Origin of the sequence: uncultured Caulobacter sp. (genome assembly GCF_947036865.1) — a bacterium.
Taxonomy (GTDB): Bacteria; Pseudomonadota; Alphaproteobacteria; order Caulobacterales; family Caulobacteraceae; genus Caulobacter.
On the sequence record NZ_CAMQSF010000004.1, the window covers coordinates 63,838 to 87,916 of the forward strand.

The window sequence follows — 24,079 nt, forward strand, 5'->3', positions numbered from 1 at the left end:
GAGACGCCCAGAATGCTGATCCCCGGCGATGTCGCCCGCGCCGTGCGCCGGACGACCACGACCTTCGTGCTGAACTGGATCGACGCGCGCCAGCGCGCGCTCGACCTGGACCCGCTGGAGTTCCTGATCTTCCACACCATCGCCGCCGCCAACCTGCAGCATCTGCCGCTGAGCCGGCGCGCGGCGCTCGACGATCCGGAAGTCGACGCCGAGCGTCGTCCGGTGTCGATCGAGGGCGTGGCCGCCGCGCTGAACGTGCCGGGCGAGACCGTTCGTCGCCGCCTGCGAGCCCTCGCCGAGCGGCGGCTGATCGACCGGATGGGTCAGATCGAGGACGAGGACGGCGAACGCAGCGGCGTCAGCGCCGGCCTGGCCGTCGACCTTCCGGCGCTCGAAACGCCGCCGCTGCGACGGGCGCTGGATCTTGAGCTGTCGCAGCTGTGGCGGCTGTTGTTGTCGCTGGAGGCGCTGGGCGTGATCCGCATCAACCGCGACCACATCGCCCGGGCCGCTTGAAGCGCGCCTACAGCGAGAGCCGCGTGGTCCGCGCCACGGGCGTGGCGGTCTGGACCGGGTTCTCGCCATCCCGGCCCCACTGATAGGCGACGACGGTGATCACGAGCGGGCCGGCGGTCAGGGCGGGAGGCTCGGTCAGAACCAGGCGATCCCGCGGGTCCACATAGGCCGGTCCCTCCTTGACATAGTAGCGCACCGGCAGGCCGCTGGAGGCCGTGGCCTTCAAAGGCGTGGGCGCCGCCCCGCGCCGCAGCTCGGGCAGGGGCGGGAAGCTGATCGTCTGGGCCAGACCCGAGGCCCGTCGCGTGGGAATGCGGATCAGCACCGGCTGGACGACGGGCCTGTAGCGGTCGTCGCCGGGATGCTCGGCGAGAATGATGACCTTGTCGATATTGTCCTCGGCCCGGCTGAAGCGGATCCGAAAGCGATCGGGACCGACCTGCGCGCAGCTCCAGCCCCAGCCGGCGACCCGCAGGCGCACGGCGGACGAGTCGGGGATGCGCGGCGGTTCCGCCTGACCGGCGGCCGGCGGCTCGACCAGTCGCTCAACCCGCAGCGAAAAGCTTTCCCCGTCCGCGTCCGGCTCGAAGGCCAGCTCGGGCAGTTTCCCATCTAGGGCGGGAACCAGCCGGCCATGCTGGCGAAAGCCAAGCCATTGCGGCGCGCGTTCGCGACCCTCGGCGAACCGCGCGAGCCCTCGCGCCAACCGGGCGTCGAAGACTCGCATCGCCTCGTCGGGCGGGCCTTGGTAGAGGGGCGCGGGCGCGGGCTCGAACCGTTGAGGCGCGCGCGTGTCGACCAGCCAGAACCTGTCCGGCGGAACCGAGCGAAACGCCGAACCCACGCCCGAGCGAGCCGGCAGGCGGGCTCGCGCCGCCGCGGCGATGAAGTCGGCGGCGTAGCGCGAGAGATCTTGCGACCACTCGAAATGACCGCTGCCGGTCTTGGTCAGGCCGATCGCCGCCGCGCCGGGATGGGCCGCGCCGTAGGCCGCCATCTGGCGAGCCGTGGCGTCGAGGTCGCCGAGCTTGTAGGCCGCGCCCAACTCGAAGATCTCGGCCCCGACCTGGAGGATCGGCGTGTCCTTCAGCGATGCTTCCGGATCCCAGGCGGGCGGCCGTCCCAGGCCGGCCTTGGCGCTGATGATCGCCAGGACGCGCTCGGGCCGCCAGTAGGCGGGATTGAAGGCGAAGCCCTGGGAGGCGGAATGGCCGATCGTCACGAGCGGCGCCGTCGCGACCTCGTCATAGCCCGACACCCGCGCCAGGGCGGCCAGCGAGGCTTCCAGAACCTCGTGATCGCGGGTGACCGCGTCATAGACGAAGCGGTTGCCCCAGTTGCGGTTGAACCAGACCAGCGCCATCGACTCGCGCGCGGCCAGTTCGCGGATCACTGGGTCCTCGAGGAACATCTTCTCGATGACGATGGTCTGGCCGATGATCACCGCGCGGACGCGCCGCGCTCGCGGAGGGATCCACAGATAGGCGTTGGCCTTTCGGCCGGGGACGTCGACGCGAAACGGCCAGACCGACTGGCCGTCGAAGCCCGGCAGTTCGGGCGCGGCCCCGGGCGCGTCGCCGATGGGGAAGGGAGCGGCGCGCGCGGGGAAGCTCTCGCCCGGCGTCACGGCCAGCGAGGCCGCGCCGGCCCCGATCAGCCATCGGCGTCGGTCGAGGCGCGGCCCGCTCATGGCTTGGCCGGGGCGATGGGCTCCTCGAACGGCGTCGCGGGCAGGTTCCGCCGATTATAGAGATTGATGATCGGCGAGTCGGCCCAGGCGTAGCGGACGAAGCTCGGCGAGAAGCCTTGCGGGACCGCCAGCAGCACCTCCGACTTGTCGACGCGGGCGTCGGCGAACCGGCAGCGACGGGCGGCGTCGCACAGCTCGAAGCTGGCGGGCGTGTTGGCGCTGTAGACGACGAGGCCGTCCTCGGCGGCGTCGAACGTGACCGCCACCGTGTCGCCGCGCCGCTCGACCTTGATCGGGGCGGGGCTGGCGGCGGCGACGGGGCGTCCATAGGCGAGCCGTAGGGTCTGGTCCGCCACGCGGGTCGCCACGTCGCGCTTGTTGACGGGGTGGACGTCGTTGATCTCGCCCAGATCGATGGTGACGGCCAGGGCGGCGTTTCCGTCGTTCAGCACCGTCTTGCGCTGCGCCTCGCGCAGTTCGGCCCAGGCCGAGTTCATCGGCTTGTCCGAGCGCGCGTGCCAGTTGGGCAGTTGCACGACGACGAAGGGCAGGGGGCGCTGGAAGCCGGCGCGCCAGCTCTCCAGCAGAGCCGGCAGGGTCCCCGCGTAGTCGGCCGCCTTCGAGGCGTTCTGCTCGCCCTGGTACCAGAGCACCGCCTTCAGGCCGTAGGGCTGCAGCGGGGCGATCATGCCGTTGAAGAGATTGGTCACGCCCCGGCCCGGCTCCCAGGGCGCGCGGGGCGGCGCGCCGGTGTCGGCCAGCGGCGCGGCGATCTTGTAGCGCCACGGACCGGCGATGGAGACGTCGCCCGCGGCCGTGGTCAGCTTGGCGTCCTTGCCGCCTTTCCAGCCGCCGGCGCCGTAGCTGCCCGTGACGCGCAGGGCGATCAGATTGTCGCCGGCCTTCAGGACGCCGCGCGGGACGCGGTAGCGCCGCTCGCGGTCGCCCTCGTCGCTGCCGACCCAGACGCCGTTGACGAAGGTGGCGTCCATGTCGGTCAGCCGCCCCAGCAGGAGCGTCGCCTCGCCCTGGGCCTGTTCCGCCGTCAGGGTGATCCGCCGGCGCAGCCAGATCGTGCCGTCGAAGTCGCGCAGCGCGGCGTCGCCGGCGCCCTGCCAGCGGCCGTCCAGCGTGATCTGTCCCCAGTCGGCGTCGTCGAAGGCCGGTTGACGCCAAGCGGCCGTCTCCAGGGTCTTGCGGGTCTTCCACCACGGCTCGATCATGTCGCGCAGCGCGGCCTGGCCCAGGGCGGGATCCTTGGCGTAGGCGGCGTACATCGCCAGGTCCTTGGCCTTTTGACCGGTGGCGCCCAGGGCCTCGGCGCTCAGCCAGTCCTCGATCGGCGAGCCGCCGACCGAGGCGTTGATCAGGCCGATCGGGGTCTTCAGCGTCTCGCGCAGTTGCCGGCCGGCCAGCAGGCAGACCGCCGAGAATTCCGGGACCGTCGAAGGATCGGCGATCGTCCAGCGGGCGGAGGCCGGTAGGGCGCTGGCCGGCTTCAGCGCGCCGGTCTTCTCGACCGAGAGCAGGCGGACGCCCGGATCGGCCGCACGAGACAAGTCCTTGCCGGGGCTGAGCATCGACCTCAGCGGGAAGGCCATGTTCGATTGACCCGAGCACAACAGCACGTCGCCGACCAGGACGTCCCGCACGGTTTGGGTCTCGGCGCCGGCGGTGACCTGCAGCTCGTACGGTCCCCCCGCCGGGATCGCCGGAAGGTTCGCGCGCCACCGCCCGTCGGCGCCGGCGACGGCTTGGGCCTCGACGCCGTTCAGGCGGATGCCGACCTTGGCGCCGGGCGCGGCCTTGCCCCAGACGGGGATGGGGCCGTCGCGCTGCACCACGGCGTGATCTTGGAACACGGGGGCCAGCAAGGGCTCGGCGCGAGCTTGGGCCGATAGCGCGATCGCGAGGCCCGCGCCCAGCATCAACGACAGCTTCCTCATCGCCGGCTTCCTTTCGTCGCGGTGTGGGTCAGGTCTTCCAGGCTGTCGGCGGTGAGGTCCGCCAGCCGATTGGCGCCGGTCAGCGCCATGGCCACGCGCATCTCGGCGGCCAGCAGTCTCAGGACGTCGGCGACGCCGGCCTGGCCGCGCGCCGCCAGGGCGTAGACCCAGGCTCGGCCGATCAGGACGCTATCGGCGCCGCGGGCCAGCATGCGGACCACGTCGAGGCCCGAGCGCACGCCGCCGTCCGCCAGAACGGTGGCGTCGCCGGCCACGGCCTCCGCGACCCTGGGCAGGGCCGCGACCGAGGACAGGACGCCGTCCAGCTGCCGGCCGCCGTGGTTGGACACCACCACGCCGTCCGCGCCGCAGCGGATCGCCTCGCGCGCGTCGTCGGGATCGAGGATGCCCTTGACGATCAAGGGGCCGCGCCATTGGCTCCGGACCCATTCCAGATCCCGCCAGGTGACGCTGGGGTCGAAATTGTCGCGCATCCAGGCGAAGAAGTCCTCGATGCCGGTCTTGCCCTTCAGCACCGGGGCGACATTGCCCAGGCTGTGCGGGCCGCCGCGCAGGCCGACGTCATAGGCCCAGCCGGGACGGACCATCGCCTGGGCGAACCGCCGCGCCGCGCCGCCGAGGCCGGGCGCGCCGGCCAGGCCCGAGCGGTAGTCGCGATAGCGCGTGCCGGGCACCGGCATGTCGACGGTGAAGACCAGAGCGCCGCACTCGGCCTCGGCGGCCTTGCGCAACAGGTCCGCCATGAAGGCGCGGTCGCGGATCATGTAGAGCTGGAACCAGAACGGCGCCCCGCTGGCGCGGCGAACTTCCTCGATCGAGCAGGCCGACACGGTCGAGAGCGTGAACGGCACGCCCGCCTCCAGGGCCGCGCGCTGGGCCTGGACCTCGCCGCGACGCGCGTAGAGGCCTGACAAGCCGACCGGGGCCAGCGCCACCGGCAGCTTCACGGATTGTCCGAACAGGTCGCCGCTGAGATCGATGCCCGAGACGTCGCGCATGACCCGCTGCCGCAGGGCGATGGCCTGCAAGTCCTCGCGGTTTCGCCGCAGGGTGAGTTCGTCGTAAGAGCCGCCGTCCAGATATTCGAACAGGAAATGCGGCAGGCGCGCCTGGGCCAGGGCGCGGTAGTCGCTGATCGAGGCCGCTTTCATGGGAGCCACCTTTTGGCGATGTCGCGCACCGTCGCCTCAAGTCCGTCCGCGCGCGCGAAGTCGGGCGGGGTGAAGTCGAAGGCGCGCGGCTGGTAAAAACTGGAGGCGCCGGGACGCTCGGCCAGCGCCTCATAGTCGCGCCAGGCCGTTTCGTAGGCCGCCACGGCGGCCGTCAAGCCGATTTTATCGTCGAGGCGGCCAATGCGCCCGGCCCGCTGGCCGATCAGCATCACGCGCCAGCCCGCGGCGATCGCCTGGTGCAGTCGCAGCCCGTGCTCGCACGAGTCGCGCAGGAAGCCTTGATCCGCCGGATCGGGGAGGGCGACCTGATCGGCCAGGGCGACGATCTCGCGCCATTGGTCCACGGCCAGGTCCTTTTCCGCCAGCACGCCGTCGGTCAGGTCCTGACGGTCGATGCGGTCGAGATCGGCGTTCAGCGCGCACCACTTTTCTTCGTTGAGCGCGGCCCAGACGTCGGCGGGCGCGACGCCGCCCAGGAACTCGTCCCGCGTCCACCAGGGATTGACGGCGGTCAGCAGGCTCGACCGGCCGCGTAGCACCGCCGAGGCCGACAGCAGGCACAGACGCCGCAGCGCCGTGGTCGAGCGATCGTCCAGGCCCCACTGGTCGCGGCAGACCCGATCGAAGGCGGCGGCCTCGCCGGCCTCGGGCGCCTTGGACCAGGCCAGCAGAACGGCGGCGTTCAAGGCGCACCAGAACTCCCGCGCCGGACGCGGCCCGGCCCAGCCGCCGCCTCGGCTCCAGATCACCAGCCCGGCCAGCGGCGCCGTGCCGTCGAGCGCACCCAGGCCTCTGGGCGCGGGATCGCCGGCCCGCTCCTCGAAGCCGTCGATGACGCCTTGGGCGATATAGTTCGGGAAGACGCCCTTGCCCTCGTATTCACGTTGGCACTGGACCTCCACCCAGTGGGGGTGCCGTCCCAGGCCCAGGGTCGGGTTGAACCGGAAGCCGCGATGAAAGTCGCCGGCGGTGTGCTTGATGGCCAGGGACAGCCGCGGGTGCGGCGCGACCTGATCGGACATCCGCAGAAAGAGGTCCGGATCGGTGTGCACCCCGCCGAAGGCCCAGGTGCGGTAGATCACCTCCAGCCCGCGTTCGCAGAGACCCTCGCGCAGCAGGTTCAGCAACAGGGCGTGACGATCGGCGGCCGCCCAGGGCGCGGCGTCCGCCGCGCCGCCGTCGGCGGGATTGTTGCCCACGAAGTCCGGCGTGTTGTGCAGATAGGTCTCGCCGGTGCGGATCACGACGCCGCTCAGACCCGGAAAGCGGGCGACGATCTCGTCGGCCATGGCCCGGTGGACCGCCTGGGTGGCCGGACGCGACAGGTCGAAGCGCCCTCGCGCGTCGGTCATCGCCTCGCCGTGACGCTCCAGCACCGTCCGGGGCAACACGATCATGTCGGCCCAGACATAGGCCTTCAGGCCTTGGGCCCGGCGCGTGTCGATGAAGGCGCGGATGACCTCGGCGCGGGCGTCGGCGCGGGCGCGGGCCGCCGAGCCGGGGGGCGCGAGCGCCGGATCGAAGCCCTCGAAGGTCAGCGCCGTCTGCAAGAACCCGAAGTCATTGAGAACATCGCCCGCGAAGCCGAGCTCGGCCAGATGGGCCGGATCGCTGAACCGGGTCTCGATCGGCGGCTCGCCTGGCGTCTGGTGCACCAGGTTGAGCGCGGCCAGGGGCGGTCGATGGGCCGCCGACATGGTCAGGCCTGGCTCCGCAGCCAGGTCAGATAGAGCTCGAGCCAGACCCCGACCGGCTTGCTCAGCGCCCGGCGGTAGCCGAAGCCGTGGCCGCCGCGCGGGAAGACGTGCAGTTCCAGCGGGCGCTTGGCCTTCTGCAAGGCGGCGGCGAACATCAGGCTGTTCTCGACGGGCACGGCCGCATCGTCCTGGCAGGCGACGATGAAGGTCGGCGGCGTCGCGGCGCCGACCGCGTTCTGCAACGAGTAGCGGGCGGCGAGCTCGGGCGTCGGGGACGGGCCCAGGAGGTTGTCGCGCGAGCCGGCGTTGGCGAACGGCGGCTCCATCGCGATCACGGGGTAGACGAGGGCCAGTCCGGCCGGAGCCGCCGAGATCCGATCCGTCGCGTCCACCGGGGCGTAGGTCGATTGATCCGGCCACACGGCGAGGCTGGCGGCCAGGTGCCCGCCCGCCGACAGGCCCAGGACGCTGATCGCGTCGGCGACGCCCAGGCTCGCCGCACGGGCCTTGAACAGGCGCATGGCCCGCTGGGCGTCGGCGAGCGGAACCTCCGCGCGCTTGGTCCAGCCCTCGCCCGGCAGCCGGTACAGCAGGACGCCGACGGTGTAGCCGCGTTCGCGCAGCCAGTGGGCGATTTCCCAGCCCTCGCGGTCGACGCCGACGACCTTGTACGAGCCGCCCGGGATCAGCAGGATCGCCGCGCCGTTCGGGCGGAGCGGCTTGAACAGCGACAGGCGCGGACGGCTGATCCCCGAGGCCACGCGATCGTGGAAGGCCGCGTCGCCCATGTCCTTGATCGTCTCGGTCAAGGGCGTCGCGGGCGAGGGCAGGGCGCCGGCGGGCCACAGGTCGATGATCTCGTCCGGCTTCGGCCAGCCGCCGACCGTGTTGGTCTGGGCGCGCGCGGCGTCGGCGACCGAGGCGCTGGCCGTCGCGACCATGGCCGCCAGAACGCCTCGGCGGTTCATCGGCCCGGCTCCACGACCGTCGGCGGCGCGTAGGGGCGGCCGATCAGGGCGGAGATCGCGCGCAGCGCCTCCGGATCGGGCGGGGTCTGGGGCGCCGTGCGGCGCCGCTCGATCTCGGCCTGCAAAAGCGCGTAGCTGCGGCGCGTCAACGACATGCGCGAGGCGGTCCAGACGCCGCCGACCAGCAGCACGCCGATCATGCCGAACAGCGTCCAGACGATCGCCGCCTGGGTGTGGGGCGACTGGATCTTGGCGGAGGCGATGAAGCCCTGCGACTGCAGGACGAGGCCGACGGTCATCACGGCCAACGCCTGGGCGGCCTTGCGCACGAAGGTCATCACGCCGGCCAGGGCGCCGTCGCGCCGCTGGCCCGAGGCCGCCTCGTCGACGTCGCCCATGTAGGTGTAGAGGTTCCACGGGATGTAGGCGAGAGCGCCGCGGGCCAGGCCGGCGACGACCATGAGGCCGCCCAGCCAGAGCCACTTGTGCGGCGGCGCGACATAGAAGATCGCCAGCAGCGCCACCAGCGACACGCTCCACAGCGCCACCGACCAGCGATAGGTCGGGCTGGGCTGAAGGCGGCCGATCAGCGCCATGGCGGCCAGCACGCCCAGGAACTGCGCCGCCGATTGCAGGCCGACCAGGTTCGAGGTCGAGACCAGCGCGCCGCCCAGGCAGAACACCACGAAATACGGGAAGACGATGTTGAAGACGTCCAGCGACATGTAGGCCGCCAGGTACATGCCCAGATGCTGGCGGAAGGCGCGGATCCGCAGGGTGGACAGGATGTTCTTGTACAGCGCCACGATCGGATTGCCGGCCGGCGCGGCCTGGGCGTCCTCGGTCAGGGCCTCGCTCTCCCAGGTGCCGACCCAGGTGACGAACACGGCCAGCATGAAGACGCCGCTGAAGATCGCCCCCTGGATCAGGAAGGTCTGCGCGTTCTCCTTGCCCAGCAGCGCGACCAGCTGGCCCGGCAGCATGCCGGCCAGGAGGGTGGCGATCTGGCCGAACAGCAGGCGCACGCCCGACAGCCGCGACTTCTGGGTGAAGTCCCGCGTCATGGCCGGCGCCAGCGACTCGTAGGGGATGACGATGAAGGCGTAGACCAGATCGAACGCGATATAGGTGGCCAGGTAGTAGGCGTAGTGCTGGCCGGCGACCCACATCAGGGTAAAGATCGGCAGCAGCGGGATCGAGAACAGCAGGAAGAACCGGCGGCGGCCGAACCGTCGTCCCAGAGCCGTCTGGCCCCAGCGGTCCGAGATATGCCCGACGATCGGGCTGCTGAGGGCGTCGATCAGTCGCGAGATGGCGAAGATCGAGGCGGCCTCGGCCGCCGACAGGCCGCAGAACGTCGTGTAGAAGTAGAGCAGCCAGCCGGAAATCACGCCGATGGCCCCGGCGCCGATCATGTCGGTCGCGCCATAGGCCAGCACGTTGCCGAAGCGGATTTGCCGCACCATCGTGTTCCCTTCCCCGATTGTCTTTATCGCTAGGCCGCGGGCGGCCTAGAAGGTCTGGCGCAGGGCCTCGACCAGACAGAGGATGGCCAGGGACTGGCCGTACGGCATCGCGGTCAGCGGGATGTCGCGGTAGAACTGCAGCGTGTCGCCCATGCCGGTGCCGAACGAGGTCTGCAGCAGCTCGCCCTCGGGGCTGATGTTGCGGATCGTGGCCATCAGCGCGCGCCGGCCGACCTCGGCGTACTGGTCCGGCAGATAGCCCTTGCGCACACCCTTCAGAATGCCGGCGCCGAAGCCGGCCGTGGCCGAGGCCTCCAGATAGGACGAGGGGTCGTCCATCAGGGTGTGCCACATGCCGCTGCTATGCTGAAGGCGCGCCAGGGCCTCGACTTGTTTGACCAGCGTTTCTTGCAGGAACATCCGGATCGGATCCCCGGCGGGCAGGTCCAGCATCTCGATGATTTCCGGGATGGCGATGGTCACCCAGGCGTTGCCGCGCGCCCAGAGGGCCTCGGCGAAATGGTGGTAGCCGTCGAAGGTCCAGCCATGGAACCAGAGACCCGTCTTGCGGTCGGCCAGATACTTGATGTGCAACAGGAACTGCCGCAGCGCCTCGTTGACGTAGTCCTCGCGCCCGAACAGCAGGCCGATCTTGGCCAGCGGCAGCACGCTCATGAACAGCGTGTCGTCCCAGAGCTGCTGATAGTTGATGTTGCGGAAGACGATGTGCTGGAAGCCGTTTTCCTCGGTCCGAGGCAGGCCCTTCATCAGGTATTCGGCCCAGGACTCCAGGTGCGGATCAAGGTTGGACGCGCCGGACTTCTCGCGCACGAACGCCAGGGTCAGCATCGGCGCCATGCTGTTGATGTTCTTGCTGGGGGTGCCCCGCTCGAAGTGGTAGGCGAACCAGTCGTTGATCTTGGTCAGAGCGTCTTCCGAGCCGGTCAGCTCGTGATGCTTCCAAAGGCCATAGAGCGCGACGCCGTGCGTCCAATCCCAGCCGTGCCAGCTCTTGGTGTCGATCACCCGACCGTCGCCCAGCGGCTGCAGGAACTCGCCGCTGTTGTCCACGATGCTGACCAGCCGGTTCTCCAGGCGCACGATCAGGGATTCAAGCTCCGCCGGATTCACGGCCGCCCGCATCACGTCCCCAATGCTATCGCCGCCGTCAGCCATGCCTATTCCCTCCCGGATCAGCGGCTCGTTCGCGGCGCTTGGTTCGGCGCGGCGCGAGACGCTTGGTCAAGGAGGGGGTAAGCCCTCGCCCGGCGGGAGTCAATATCTGGTAAGGACTCTTTTTGGGGTCAATCTTCCGCGGCGATCCGGCGGATCAGCGCGTCACGGCGATTCCGGAAGTCCTTCAAGGTCCTGCGGACCAACGCCGCCTCGGCCTGCTCGAGAAGTCGTTCGACCAGAAGCGCGACGAGCGATTGCATCGCTCGGCGCGCCGCTGGCGGATCGCGCTGTTCCAGCGCGGCCAGCACCTCGGCATAGGCCGTCGACGGCGCGTAAGCCGGCAGCGCGTGCGGGTCCTGATCGTACTGGGCGGCGAGGGCCGCGTCCTGGTGGTCGAGCAAGCGACGCACCACCGTCTGAACCGCGACGTTGTGCGCGGCGCGCGCGACGATGAGGTGGAAGTCCCGTTCCGCGCCGCTGGCGTCGGCGCCGCCGCGCTCCAATGTCGAAACCAGGACCCGCAGATCGTCGAGATCCTGTTCCTCGGGCGCCACGGCGGCGAGGCCGGCGGCCTCGACCTCGAACACCAGGCGCGCCTCGGCGATGTCCGGAAGCTCGAATCGCGGGCGGTGTTCGACGATCGGCGGCTCGCGTTGGGTGACATAGACGCCCGAACCGTGTCGCGACTCGACCAGGCCCAGCACCTCCAGCGCGATCATCGCCTCGCGTATCGTCGGCCGACCCACGCCATACAGCTTGGCCAGTTCCTTCTCCGGCGGCAGTCGATCGTCGACCTTGTAGACGCGGGAAGAGATCTTGTTCGAGATATCGCGATAGACTTTCTGATAAGTCTTCTCGGCTTCAAGCTCTTCCATCATGGCGCGAGGCTGACCGTCTTCGAGATCTTGGTCTTCTTGCGGGAGATCGAGGGATGGCGGTCCGCGATGCCCCTGAATTTCTCGCTGATTTCCTCGCGCGCCTTGGTGATCAGCTCGGTTTCGGTGGCGTCCATGATTTCCGAGATCACGCGCGACAGGTGATCGCGCATCGCCTTGCGCGCCTGGGCCGGGTCGCGGGCGGCCAGGGCCGCCAGGATGCCGCCGTGCTCGCGCTCCTGCGGACGCCAGTCCGCGTTTCGCTTGCGCTCGTGCATGTGACGGCAGAGCGCGGACTGTTCGCCCATCGTCCAGAGGGTCTCGATCGCGTCGACCATCGAGGCGTTGCGCGAGCAGTTGGCGATCCCGACGTGAAAGGCGCGGTCCAGGGCGGGGGAGTGGTCGTTGCGACCGTTGAGGACCCCCAGCTGGTCGAGGATGGCGCTCAGCGACTCGATCTCCTCGTCGGTGATGTTGCGCGCGGCCAGGGCGGCGACCTCGCCCTCGAACAGGATTCGCGCTTCCAGCAGCTCGAACGGGCCGATGTCCAGATCTGTCGTCCGGACCTGGGCGGGCGGGGCGTCGGCGACATAGACGCCCGAGCGGGTCACAGTCTTGACCAGTCCAAGCACTTCAAGGGCGATGATCGCCTCGCGCACGGTCGGACGGCTGACCCCGAAGGTCTCGGCGAGTTCGCGTTCAGACGGAAGTTTCTCGCCAGCCGAATAGGCCTTCGTCTGAATTTGCTCGGAAATTTCCCGAGCCACATCCGAGTAGAGCTTTCGGGAGCTGATCACGTATCGACCGTTGGCTGACGCATGGAGAGGTAACTTACCAGTCCCCCCATACCGGAGCAACCAAGGCGGCCTGGTCAGGAGAAAGCGGTCTGGTAAGGCCTATGGGTGGACTTCTGAAAACTGGTAAGATATGTCTGCCGCCAACCCGAGAAGAGGTTCGGCGAAAAGCCGCAGGGGAGGGATGGATGAAGTCGAGGAAATTGGGGCTCTTGCTGGCTGGCGCGGCGCAGATCGCGCTTTGGGGCGCGGCTCAAGCCCACGCGCAGACCCCTGCCAAGGCGAATACCGACAAGGGCGCCGCGGTGGTCGACGAGGTCGTGGTCACCGGTACGCGCGCCAGCCTGCGGAAGGCCCAGGCGATGAAGCGGGACGCGCCCAACGTGATCGAGGCCGTGACCCCCACGGACCTCGGTCAATTCGACGACGTCAATCTCGCCGACGTTCTGCAGCGCGTGCCCGCCGTTCAGGTCGAGCGTGACGACGCCGGCACCGACGGCGACCGCGTCTCGATCCGGGGCATCGGCTCCAACTTCGTGGTCACCACCTTCGCCGGCCGCACCCCGATGTCGTCGGGCAGCGAGGGCCAGCGCAACATCCGCTCGTTCAATTTCAACACGGTTCCGTCGGAACTGGTCAACGGCCTGATCGTGGCCAAGACGCCGACCGCCGACGCCGTCGAGCAGGGGCTGGCCGGTTCGATCGACATCCAGATCCTGACGCCTCTGGCGGCCCGATACGCCAAGGGCAAGAACAGCTTCGCCACCGTCGAGGGCCGGGTCACCTATTCGGACCTGGCGGGCGACGCGCGGCCGCGTTTCAGCGCCGTGTTCGGCGGGCGCAACAAGGCCAAGGACATGGCCTACTACGTCAACGTCCTGCACAGCGAGCAGAGCACGCCCACCTACCAGGTGCAGAACCGAGACGGCTACACGCCGGGCGGCACGGCGGGCCGGGCCACCTTCACGGTCGACGCCAACAACAACGGCATCTACGACAACGGCGACATCCGCTACACGAACGGCGTCAATCCCTGCACGACCGCGCCGGCGATCACGGGCGTGCCCGTCATCACCAGCGGCCCGGGCGCCAACAACGCCGTCGCCTGCGACAACACCAAGTTCGACATCTTCAACGGCATCCTGGCCAATGTGAAGCTGGACAAGATCGAGAAGCGCGACGCCTTCGCCATCGGCGGCGAGTGGGCGTTCAACGATCATTGGAACTTCACCGCCGACTATCAGCATACGGAAGTTCGAAACGAGGCCACGCGCTATAGCATCGCCACCGCCCTGAACAGCGGCGGCGGCACGAGCGGCGCGGTTCCGGTCAACAATGTCACCGCCTTCTTCAAGCCCAACGCGGTGTTCATCCAGGACACCGGCGGCCCGACCACCCTGCCGTTCATCCGCGGCTGGGACGGAACCGGCCTGATCGGCTATCTGGGCTCGGAAGGCGCGGGCACCGTCGACTCCAACGCCGCGACGAACACCAACTACCGCGACGTGCTGTCGCTCACCTCTTCGGCCGGCAACTTCTCGAACACGACCAAGACCGACATGATCGGCGCCACGGTGCGCTACACCGCCGGCCGGCTGACCAACCGGACCGACCTCTCGGCGTCGCGTAACCAGTACTGGCAGTCGTTCACCCAAGTCGATATCCGCCAGCGGTACCGCAACGCCTTCACCCTGGGCGACGTGGGCTTCGACATCGTCAACGGCTATCCGGTCGTCACCAACATCGCCAATCTGAACGTCGCGGCCCTGCCGACCTATACCGACGTCTTCAATTCGGCGTCCTGCGCCACGCGCATCTGCGCCGAGTACTGGAACACCGGGTCGCTGCAACTGGGTACGACCCCGGCCGCGCAGTTCACCAACGCCTACAACCAGCTGATCGGTCTCGGCGGCCAGTCGGCTCGCCGCCGCGAGACCCGCTTCGACGGCACCAACTACGCGCTGCGCAGCGATTTCCACTACGACGTGGGCGACGGGTTCCTCCGCGGCCTGATCTTCGGCGGGCGATACAGCGTTTCGGACGTCGACTCCGTCACCTCGGTGGTGCGCCGCTACGCCGGCAACCCGCGCAGCACCATCTTCGGGGCGAACTGCACCGCCAACGACGGCGTCGCCTGTATCGCCGCGGGGCAGATCGCCTTCGTGAACGCGACCACGACGGTGAACGGCGCGCCCTCGACCATGGTGGTCGGCGCGGGCACCCCGGCCGAGCAGACCATTCTGAAGATCAACCAGTATGGCGCCTGCGACCAGATGCCGGGCTACTGCACCGACACTCTGGCCAATGGCGGGCTGATCAAGCGCCCGAACGCGTCGTTCTACTATCGCGAGGCGATCAGCGCCGGCTATCTGGGGACGGAGTTCGAAGCCGACAACTTCTGGATCCCGTTCACCGGCAATCTCGGGGTGCGGCTGGCCTATACCGACTGGAAGGCCAAGGCCGGCAACGTCTCCAACTACAACATCGTGATCCCGACCACCGGCGGCGGGCCGGTCGTGGTTCAGTGCAAGAACACCGCCCAAGCCTCGCTCGTCCCGGGCGCCTGCAACACGCTTCCCGTGGGCGCCGGCGCGAAGACGATCAACACCCTGACCGGCACGATGGCCGCGAACGGCGCCTTCTCCGCCGGTTCGACCTCGCCCCTGACCAAGGGTCTCACCTCGGAAGGCGACGTCTTCCTGGACGAGATCTATTTCAACCTGGCGCCGGGCTCGCTGCGCAATCCGTACGGGGTGGCCGCGGCGGGGCACTATCTCGACGTGCTGCCGAGCATAAACCTGAACTTCCGCGTCCTGCGGGACCTGCGCGCGCGCCTGGGCGTCAGCCGCGTGGTGGCGCGCCCCGATCCGTTCCAGATCTCGCCGGTCGCCTCGGTCAGCCTCAGCGACACCGACGCCTATGAGCAGGGCATCGCCAGCGCCATCGTCGCCGAGATGAACAAGGGTCTGAGCTATGACGCGGCCGTCAAGGTCGACTCGGTCAAGACCGCGCTGGCCCAGACGAGCGCCAACATCATCACGGCCGGCAATCCGGACATCAAACCCTATCGCGCGACGAACTACGACGTCACGCTTGAATACTACACGCCAAACGACGGCTCGTTCGTCGTCTCGGCCTTCTACAAGGACGTGAAGGGCTTCATCCTGCAAAGACTGCAGGACGATATCGTCTACGTTCCGGGCTACACCTTCGACTCGACGGCCGACGCCAACACCTTGGCCCTGAACGGCAAGCCCATTCCGTTCCGTGTGCAGAAGTACATCAACTACTCCGACGCCAAGGTCTACGGCTTCGAAGTGGGCGGCAACCAGCCGCTGACCTTCCTGCCGGGCGTCTTCCGTCACCTCGGCGTCACCGGCAACTACACCTATGTCGACAGCTCGTTCGCGCTGGACGTGGGCAACTACGGCTACGGCTTCCCCGGGTCGTCGAAGCACAATGTCAACGCGATCGTCTACTACGAGACCAGCAAGCTCGACGTTCGCCTGGCCTACAACTACCGCTCGGCCTATGTGCGGGCGCTGGCGGGCTCGGGCAGCCAGTCGAACCTGACGCGCTTCACCAACGGTCAGGAGCGCCTGGACGCGACGGTGACGCTGAAGGCCACGAAGAACCTGCAGCTGCGTCTGAACGCGACCAACCTGACCGGCTCGGACCGCTGGGACTATTCGGCCACCCCGCTGGCGGTCATGGACCGGTTCGCCGGCGAGCGGACCTACACGCTCAGCGCTCGCTATCGTTACTGACCTCAAGACCAAACCCGGTTCCGGCCCGATGGCCGGAGCCGGGCTCAACTCGGTGCGGACATGCGTAAAGACACTCTCCTGGCCGCGTCGGCGGTTGTTCTGCTCCTCCAGGCGACGTCGGCGGGAGCTCAGGCCGTCAAGGCGACCGAGGCCATGCCCGCCGAGCTGGCCCATTGGCCCAGCCCTCGGCCGACCGCCGACCAGGTGCTGTCCGGGAACATTCCGGGCCGCCCGACCAGCGACCCGGCCTGGGTCAAGCCCGAGGTGGAGGCCAGCGGTTTCGATCCGGCCGCGCTCTATTCGACCCCGCCGGTGGGGCAGCACCCCCGGGTGCTGTTCTCGGCCAAGGACCTGCCGCGCATCCGCGCCCAGATCCAGGCCAGCCAGCGCGGCAAGCGGCTGTGGGGCGAATGGAAGACCCTCGCGGCCGCGCCCGAGCGCGAGCCGACCACTTGGCTGAGCCAGGCCTACGCCGCCCTGGCCTCGGGCGACGTCGCCGCGTTCCAGAAGGTTTGGGACGATCCGCGCAATCCGCGCCAGTCCGGCCCGCCGGGCGGCACGACCAACCAGATCCAACGCCTTCTGTTCATGCGCAGCGTGGTCGCGCAGTTCGACGGCGACGCCAAGCTCGGTCGCGAGACGGCGACCGCGTCGTCAACCTACATCGCCTGGCTGCGTCCGCAGGTCGAGCGGGCGATCAGCGGAGAAAAGACCCAAAACTACTGGAACGCCGTCCGCCCGGTCATGGGCGACTCGGCGACGGTGGCCATGCTCTACGACCTGAACCAGCCGTTCATGACGACGGGTCAGGCCGACGCGGCGCGGGGGCTGCTGGCCCTGGCCATGAAGGACCACTACGGCCTGGGCATGGATCTGCCGCCCCACTGGCGGAACTGGAACTTCATCGGCATGGGGCTGATGTACCCGCTGATGGCGCTCTCGATCGAGGGCGAGCCCGGCTATGATCCGCGCATCGTCGCGCGCGGCCAGGAGGTGGCGCGGGACTACACCCTCTATTCCGTGTCGAAGAACGGCGTCGGTCGCGAAGGCATGGGCTACCAGACCGCAGGGTGGCAGCACGCGGCGATTCTCGACCTGGCGCTGGCCAATCGCGGGAAGAACCTCTTCACCCTCAGCCGCTGGCGGCGCCTGTTCGACACCTGGGCCCCCTGGGCCATGCAGCCGACGGGCGGCTACTGGTCTTCCCAGGGCGACCTTGGCACCTTCCCGCCGATCGCGGGTCTGGTCTCGATCGCGCGGAGCCTCTATCCGAAGGACAGCGTCATAGAGCAGGTCGCCCGCCAGACGCCGGAGGAAAGCCGGATCGAAGGCTTCACCGAGGACATGCTGCTGGCGCTGCTCTATCCGAACGATCTTGGCCAGGATCGCGCGGCGGGCAAGGCGCCGAGCTTCCCGTCCAGCCTGGGCCTGAGCCTGTTCGACGAGGAGCGCGGTCACCTCTTCACGCGCACCGGCTGGGATCCGAACGCGCTTAGCCTGCAACTGACCGCGCGGACCGACACGATCAACGCCTCGCATGACCACGCCGCGCGCGGCGACTTCTACCTGACCGCCCTGGGTCAGGTCTGGTCGATGCCGTCGATGCGGGAGACCGAGAGCAAGTACCACAGCGTGGTGATGGTGGACGGGCTGGGCCAGGGCTATTTCCCGACGCCCGCCAAATGGGTCGACCGCCAGGAGAGCGCCGCCGGCAGCACGGCGACCCTCGACCTGTCCTACGCCTACAGCTGGCGCTGGATGAAGTCGTCGTTCCTGGCCACCGACAAGCAACTGGCCGACGAGCCGTGGCTGGAGGTGTTCCGCGAGGCGCGCGACCGCCTGTTGGCGCGCGCGCCGCGCGACAAGTGGGAACGCGATCCATCGCCTTCTGTGCGCGCCTACTATGCCCCGAACACCGCCGGCGACCCGCGCATGTGGGGCGACGAGGACGCCTGGGTGGTCCGCACGCCCTACAATCCGGTGCGCCGGGCCTTCCGCAGCGTCGCCATGGTGCGCGGCGCCAGCCCGTTCGTGATGATCGCCGACGACATCCAGAAGGACGACCGCGAGCGGCTCTACGAATGGCGCATGGCCGTGCCGAACGACGTCGAGATCCACTCGATCAAGGGCGGCGACGTGATCCTGGGTCCCGTCAGCGACAAGCGCGACCGCACGCGGCGTGGGGACGGCGGCTACAAGGACGTCGGCGCGCCGACCGCGGCGAAGGGAACGCCGATGCTGCTGGTCCGCGTCATCGACATGGCCAAGCCCGCGGTCCCCGAGGAGTCGCCGAACATCAACCTGCAGACCCTCGAGTATCTTAAGACCGACGACACCCACCAGTTCGCCGGCCGCAGTTTCGGGGTGGGCAAGATGCTGGTCATTCCCAATCGCGGCGCCGCGCCGGGCTACCGCGTGCTGCTTTATCCGTTCCGCCAGGGCGAGCCGCTGCCGAAGACCACCTGGGACGGTCATGCCCTGGTCGTCGAGCGCGCGGGCAAGACGGCGCGGGTCGAGGCCGAGAGCGCCAGCGACGGCTCGACGCGCCTGCGGATCGCGAGGGCGGACTAGGCATGACGCCTAGGCCAGGCTTGTTGGGCGTTCTGTGCGCGGCCGGACTTCTGCTATCCGGCCCGACCGCGCTCGCGCGCCCACAGCCGACCGACGGACGCTGGTTCGCCGACCGGGGGGAGACCTTCGTCAATCCCGTGCTGATCGGCGACTATTCGGACCCCGACGTGATCCGCGTCGGGCGCGACTACTATCTGACCGCGTCGTCGTTCAACAGCGCGCCAGGTCTGCCGATCCTGCGCTCCGGCGACCTGGTCAATTGGACCCTGATCGGCCACGCCCTGCCGTGGCTGTCGCCGCGCGACCACTTCCGCGCGCCCCGCCGCGGCGCCGGCGTCTGGGCGCCCAGCCTGCGCCACCACGCGGGCCTCTACATGATCTACTATCCGGACCCGGACCACGGCCTCTTCCGGGTCACCGCCAAGGACCCGCGCGGCCCCTGGACCGCGCCGACCCTGGTCGATTCCGATCCGGGCGCGATCGATCCGGCGCCCTTCTGGGACGACGACGGCCACGCCTGGCTGGTCCACGCCTACGCCAAGAGCCGGTCGGGCAAGGCCAACATCATCATGCTGAAGCCGCTGTCGCCCGACGGCGCGCGGGTGACGGGCAAGGGCCGCGTGATCATCGACGGCGACCGCCTGCCGCCGATCCAGACCAGCGTCGGGCCGCGACCCTGGCTCTTCACAGAGGGGCCCAAGCTCTACAAGCGTAACGGCTGGTACTACCTCTTCGCGCCCAGCGGCGGGGTGAAGGCCGGCTGGCAGGCGGTGTTCCGGAGCCGGTCGCTGACCGGACCGTTCGAGCCGCGCAACGTGATGGATCAGGGCGACAGCCAGACCAACGGGCCGCATCAGGGCGCCTGGGTCGTGACCGACGCGGGCGAGGACTGGTTCCTGCACTTCGAGGATCGCGACGTCTATGGCCGCGTCGTGCACCTGGAGCCGATGGCCTGGAAGGATGACTGGCCGGTGATCGGCGCCGATCCGGACGGCGACGGCCGAGGCGCGCCCGTGGCGGGCGGGCGAAAGCCGCGCACGCTCGCGCCCGTCGCGACGCGTGTCGCCGCGCCGGTCGCCGACGACCCCCTGACCGGCGCGCCGAACCTCGCCTGGCAGTGGGCGGCCAATCCCGCCGACGACTGGATGCGCCCGTCGCCCGAGGGGCTGTGGCTGAAATCGATCAGCGGCTCGGCCAATCTGTTCGAGACCGGCGCGGTGCTGAGCCAGAAGCTGCCCGCCGAGGCGTTCACCGCCACCGTGCGCCTGGACTTCGCGCCGAAGGCGATCGGCGAGCGCGCGGGCCTGGGGATCTTCGGACGCGGCTATGGCTGGATCGGCCTGGAGAAGACCGCCGAGGGGCCGCGCCTGGTGGTCGAAACCCGTCCCGACGCGGATCGAAATGGCGAGGCCCAGACCGAGGCGCGGGCCATCGCGCAGAGCCGCCTCTGGCTTCGCGTCACGGCGACGCCGCGCACCCTGACCATCCCGCCCACCGAAACGACCGGCTGGCCGTCCCTGACCCGCTGGCGGACCTTCGAGGCGCGCTACAGCTATAGCCTCGACGGGCAGACCTTCACGCCGTTCGGCCCCAGCTTCACGGCGCGCCCGGGGGTCTGGGTCGGCGCCCAGATCGGCCTCTTCGCCCAGGCGCGGCAGGGCGCGCCGGCCGCCGTGGCCGCCCAGGTCGGCGGCGGGCGGTTCGCGGATTTCCGGGTGACGCCATGATCGCGCGGGGCCTTGTCCCTGGTCTGATCGCGAGCGCGACGCTGGCCGTCGCGACGCCGGTCTTCGCGGCAGGCTGCGCGCTGGACGATCTTGGCATGCGCGCGCGGCTGCTGGCGCGGGTCAACCGGTACGACACCGCGCGGTTCAACACCTCCGTGCTCGAGCTGCGGACCCCGCTGGCGTCGGGGGAGGGAGCGCTGCGCGGCGACGGCTTCGCCTGGCGGGTCACCTGCGAGGGCAAGCCGGTTCCCGGACGCCCCAGCGCGCGCGAGGTCGCCGTCTCGTTCAAGCTGGTCGAGGGCGCGATGCCGGCCGGTTCGGTCTCGCTGGATCTCGACGTCGAGGGCTGGTCGGCCGCGAACTACGTGCTGGGCCCCGCGGCGCTGTACAACGGCAACCGCTTCCCGTGGCGACGCCTGCGCTATTCGCCCAAGCTGGCCGAGGTTCAGGACTTCGGCCCCGACAGCCCGACCGTCATCACCGACGTCCCGCGTCTCAGCCTGGAAGGCCCTTCGCGCGTTCAGCTGCGCAGCGGGGCCTTGGCGACGCCTGCGCTGGGCTATTTCGCGCCGGGGGCGGGGCAGGCGGTCCTGTTGTCCACGGGGCAGAAAAACGCGCTGGGCGACCAGGGCGTCTCGATCGAGGAGACCGCGAACCGAGACGTCGCGCGCTTCTCCTTGACCGCGCCGGTGGTCCGCGAGCGGGTGCTCTACAGGTTCATGGACAGCGAGCGGTTCATGAACAGCCAGACCGGCAGCTGGGATCGACCGCACGACTTCAAGGCCGGCGAGACCATCGTCCTGAAGCTGACCCTCGACGCCTGGTCCGCCACGTCGCCCCAGGCGCTTTACGACCGTCTGCTGGACCAGCGCGACGACCGCGACGACGGCGCTGTCGCCGTCGGCGGCATCGCGCTGTCCGAGGCCAACCGGATCCTGATCGACAAGCAGAACCGCGAGAACTGGGTCGAGCGATCCGGCTACTATTCGGTCGGCCTGCGCGAGAACTTCCTGCAGGACTGGCAGATCGGCTGGACCGGCGGGATGATCGCCACCTATCCGCTGCTGGCCGCCGGCGACGCGGCGACGCGCGCGCGGGTCGCGCGAAATTTCGACTGGCTGTTCGCCTCCGGCATCAGCCCCAGCGGGTTCTTCTACGACGCGGGCAAGGACGGGACCGTCTGGTATGGCGGCGACGTGCGAAAGCCCCAGTCCCGCAACTGGCACCTGATCCGCAAGAGCGGCGACGCCCTGTGGATGATCCTGCGGCAGTTCGAGTTGATGCGGCGGCTGGGCGTGCCGGTGAAGCCGGCTTGGCGCGACGGAACGCGCGGCGTCGCCGACGCCTTCGTTCGGCTCTGGGAGCGCGAAGGGCAACTGGGCCAGTTCGTCGATTCCGAGACGGGCAAGGTCGCCGTCGGCGGCTCGGCCAGCGGCGCGCCGGCCGTGTCGGGCCTGGTGCTGGCGGCGCGCTACTATCACGAGCCGCGCTATCTGGCCGTCGCCGAACAGATCGCCGACCGCTACGCTCGCGACTTCACGGACAAGGGCCTCAGCACCGGCGGTCCGGGCGACGCGCTGCAGAACCCCGACTCGGAGTCGAGTTGGGCGCTGCTGGAGGGCTATGTCTCGCTCTACCAGGCGACCGGCGCGGCCAAGTGGCTGGAGCTGGCGCGCCGCCAGGCCGCGCAATACGCCAGCTGGGTGGTCAGCTACGACTTCGCCTTCCCCGAGGGCTCGGCCTTCGCCAAGGCGGGCATTCGCAGCAAGGGCGCGGTCTACGCCAACACCCAGAACACCCACGCAGCGCCGGGCATCTGCACGCGCTCGGGCCTGGCCCTGCTGGAGCTCTATCGCGTCACCGGCGACCGCCGCTACCTCGACCTGCTGGGCGCCACGACGCGGAACATCACCCAGTACGTGCCGCACCCGCTTCGGCCGCTGGGCGACATGCCCGTGGGCCATGTGAGCGAGCGGGTAAACCTGACCGACTGGGAAGGCCCCGACACCATCGGCTACATCCTGCCGCTCACCACCTGGGCCGAGATCTCGGTGATGCTGACGGCGGTGGAGCTGCCCAGCGTCTATGTCGACCTCGCGCGCGACCGGTTGTTCGTGCTCGACAACGTCAAGGCCGAGCTGGTGCCGACGGGGCGCGGGCGCCAGGCGGTGCGGCTGACCAACCTGACCAAGACCGCCGCCGACTACGTGATCTACGCCGAACGGCCCGGAGAGGGCCACGCGCCGCTGGCCGAGGGCTATCTGCGCGGCGCGCCCCACGTGACCCTCCGTCCGGGCGAGACCCGGACGATACCGATCCCCGCCGCGCCCGCCGGGCGCGCGACGAGTTCATCTGCCAAAGGAAAGTTGGATGCTTGAGCTGACGATCACCGGCGTCGAGGCCTTCGATGTCAGGTTTCCAACCTCCCTGCGTCTGGACGGCTCGGACGCGATGAACCCCGACCCGGACTATTCGGCCGCCTACTGCCTGCTGCGCACCGACCATCCGGACCTGGCTGGCCATGGCCTGACCTTCACGATCGGGCGCGGCAACGAGCTCTGCGTCGCGGCGATCAAGGCGTTCGCGCCGATGGTCGTGGGACGCCGCCTTGGCGACATCGTCGACGACTTCGGCGGCTTCTGGCGCAAGCTGGTCGGCGACAGCCAGCTGCGCTGGGTCGGACCGGACAAGGGCGTGATCCATCTGGGCGCCGCGGCGGTGATCAACGCCATCTGGGACCTGTGGGCCAAGGCCGAGGGCAAGCCCGTCTGGCGTCTGGTCGCCGACCTCGAGCCCGAGAAGATCGTGTCGCTGATCGACTTCACCGGCATCCGCGACGCGCTCGACGAGGACGAGGCGCTGGCGATGCTGCGCAAGCTGAAGGCCACCGAGCCGGAGCGCCGCGCGGCGCTGCTCCAGCGGGGCTATCCCGCCTACACCACCTCGGCCGGGTGGCTGGGCTATCCGGATGACAAGATCGAGCGGCTTTGCCGGGAAGCGATCGCGGCCGGCTGGTCGGCGATCAAGATCAAGGTCGGCCGCGATCTCGAGGACGACCGCCGGCGCTGCGCGCTGGTGCGCCGCCTGATCGGTCCGGAACGCCGCCTGATGGTCGACGCCAACCAGGTCTGGGAAGTCGGGCAGGCGGGCGCGTGGATGGCGGCGCTGGCCCCCTACGATCCCTACTGGATCGAGGAGCCGGTGCACCCCGACGACGTGCTGGGGCACGCGGCGGTGGCCAAGGCGGTCCGGCCGATTCGCGTGGCGACCGGCGAGCATTGCGCCAACCGCATCCTGTTCAAGCAGATGCTGCAGGCCGACGCGATCGACGTCGTGCAGATCGACGCCTGCCGGCTGGGCGGCCTGAACGAGAACCTGGCGGTGCTGCTGATGGCGGCCAAGTTCGGCAAGCCGGTCTGCCCGCACGCCGGCGGCGTGGGCCTCTGCGAATACGTGCAGCACATCTCGATGATCGACTATCTCTGCATCAGCGGCGACTTGGACGGCCGCATGACCGAACACGCCGGGATCCTGCACGACATCTTCCCCGAGCCGATCCGGATCGAGGGCGGGCGCTACATGCCGCCCGCGCGGCCCGGTTATACGGTGGAGTTTCCGTCGACGATCCTCAATCATGCCGGCCCCGAAGGCCGCGCCGACGTTTCCGCGGTCTTCCGTCTCGACACGCACTAG

Annotated in this window: 15 protein-coding genes; 6 read left to right on the top strand and 9 right to left on the bottom strand. The window is 69.4% G+C overall.

What is annotated here, in order from left to right; genetic code table 11:
- Positions 1 to 12: 12 nt before the first annotated feature.
- A complete protein-coding gene (locus Q0V34_RS04765) occupies positions 13 to 516 on the top strand; it encodes an Lrp/AsnC family transcriptional regulator (RefSeq protein ID WP_297508539.1) in 504 nt (167 codons plus the stop codon).
- 7 nt (positions 517 to 523) lie between these two features.
- Here the strand turns inward: Q0V34_RS04765 and Q0V34_RS04770 are convergent, their stop codons facing one another.
- The 9 genes from Q0V34_RS04770 to Q0V34_RS04810 all read right to left on the bottom strand — a co-directional run bounded on the left by Q0V34_RS04770 (position 524) and on the right by Q0V34_RS04810 (position 12,324).
- Positions 524 to 2,206, bottom strand: coding sequence for a hypothetical protein (locus Q0V34_RS04770; RefSeq protein WP_297508542.1), 1,683 nt, complete (start codon positions 2,204 to 2,206; stop codon positions 524 to 526).
- Positions 2,203 to 4,152: a sialate O-acetylesterase gene (locus Q0V34_RS04775; protein WP_297508545.1), complete on the bottom strand. Its 1,950-nt coding sequence runs from the start codon at positions 4,150 to 4,152 to the stop codon at positions 2,203 to 2,205. Before Q0V34_RS04775 ends, Q0V34_RS04770 begins: the two co-directional genes overlap by 4 nt.
- Entirely contained in the window at positions 4,149 to 5,324 is a 1,176-nt protein-coding gene (gene lldD / locus Q0V34_RS04780) for an FMN-dependent L-lactate dehydrogenase LldD (RefSeq protein WP_297508548.1), read from the bottom strand. The genes Q0V34_RS04775 and lldD overlap by 4 nt, the downstream gene beginning before the upstream one ends.
- Complete coding sequence (locus tag Q0V34_RS04785) at positions 5,321 to 7,042, bottom strand: hypothetical protein (RefSeq protein WP_297508551.1); 1,722 nt, start codon at positions 7,040 to 7,042, stop codon at positions 5,321 to 5,323. Before Q0V34_RS04785 ends, lldD begins: the two co-directional genes overlap by 4 nt.
- A 2-nt stretch (positions 7,043 to 7,044) precedes the next feature.
- Positions 7,045 to 8,010, bottom strand: a complete 966-nt coding sequence (locus tag Q0V34_RS04790) for an alpha/beta hydrolase (RefSeq protein WP_297508554.1) — start codon at positions 8,008 to 8,010, stop codon at positions 7,045 to 7,047.
- A complete protein-coding gene (locus tag Q0V34_RS04795) occupies positions 8,007 to 9,476 on the bottom strand; it encodes an MFS transporter (RefSeq protein ID WP_297508557.1) in 1,470 nt (489 codons plus the stop codon). The genes Q0V34_RS04790 and Q0V34_RS04795 overlap by 4 nt, the downstream gene beginning before the upstream one ends.
- A gap of 45 nt (positions 9,477 to 9,521) precedes the next feature.
- Positions 9,522 to 10,652: a glycoside hydrolase family 88 protein gene (locus Q0V34_RS04800; protein ID WP_297508560.1), complete on the bottom strand. Its 1,131-nt coding sequence runs from the start codon at positions 10,650 to 10,652 to the stop codon at positions 9,522 to 9,524.
- Between the two features lie 128 nt (positions 10,653 to 10,780).
- Positions 10,781 to 11,530, bottom strand: a complete 750-nt coding sequence (locus Q0V34_RS04805; RefSeq protein ID WP_367272033.1) for a FadR/GntR family transcriptional regulator — start codon at positions 11,528 to 11,530, stop codon at positions 10,781 to 10,783.
- On the bottom strand, positions 11,527 to 12,324 hold the full coding sequence (locus Q0V34_RS04810) for a FadR/GntR family transcriptional regulator (protein WP_297508563.1): 798 nt from the start codon (positions 12,322 to 12,324) through the stop codon (positions 11,527 to 11,529). The genes Q0V34_RS04805 and Q0V34_RS04810 overlap by 4 nt, the downstream gene beginning before the upstream one ends.
- A 185-nt stretch (positions 12,325 to 12,509) precedes the next feature.
- Here Q0V34_RS04810 and Q0V34_RS04815 point away from each other — a divergent pair, with 185 nt between their 5' ends.
- From Q0V34_RS04815 to Q0V34_RS04835, 5 genes are read left to right on the top strand one after another with little or no spacing between them, the layout of a single operon-like run.
- Positions 12,510 to 16,088 carry a TonB-dependent receptor gene (locus Q0V34_RS04815; RefSeq protein ID WP_297508566.1) on the top strand — a complete coding sequence of 1,193 codons (3,579 nt, stop codon included), beginning with the start codon at positions 12,510 to 12,512 and terminating at the stop codon, positions 16,086 to 16,088.
- Between the two features lie 60 nt (positions 16,089 to 16,148).
- The gene (locus tag Q0V34_RS04820) at positions 16,149 to 18,659 is read left to right on the top strand and encodes a hypothetical protein (RefSeq protein WP_297508569.1); all 2,511 of its coding nucleotides are present in this window, start codon (positions 16,149 to 16,151) and stop codon (positions 18,657 to 18,659) included.
- Between the two features lie 2 nt (positions 18,660 to 18,661).
- Positions 18,662 to 20,386 (top strand): glycoside hydrolase 43 family protein, encoded by a 1,725-nt coding sequence (locus tag Q0V34_RS04825; RefSeq protein ID WP_297508573.1) that lies wholly within the window; start codon positions 18,662 to 18,664, stop codon positions 20,384 to 20,386.
- Positions 20,383 to 22,764, top strand: a complete 2,382-nt coding sequence (locus Q0V34_RS04830; RefSeq protein WP_297508576.1) for a hypothetical protein — start codon at positions 20,383 to 20,385, stop codon at positions 22,762 to 22,764. The genes Q0V34_RS04825 and Q0V34_RS04830 overlap by 4 nt, the downstream gene beginning before the upstream one ends.
- Complete coding sequence (locus Q0V34_RS04835; protein ID WP_297508579.1) at positions 22,757 to 24,079, top strand: enolase C-terminal domain-like protein; 1,323 nt, start codon at positions 22,757 to 22,759, stop codon at positions 24,077 to 24,079. The genes Q0V34_RS04830 and Q0V34_RS04835 overlap by 8 nt, the downstream gene beginning before the upstream one ends.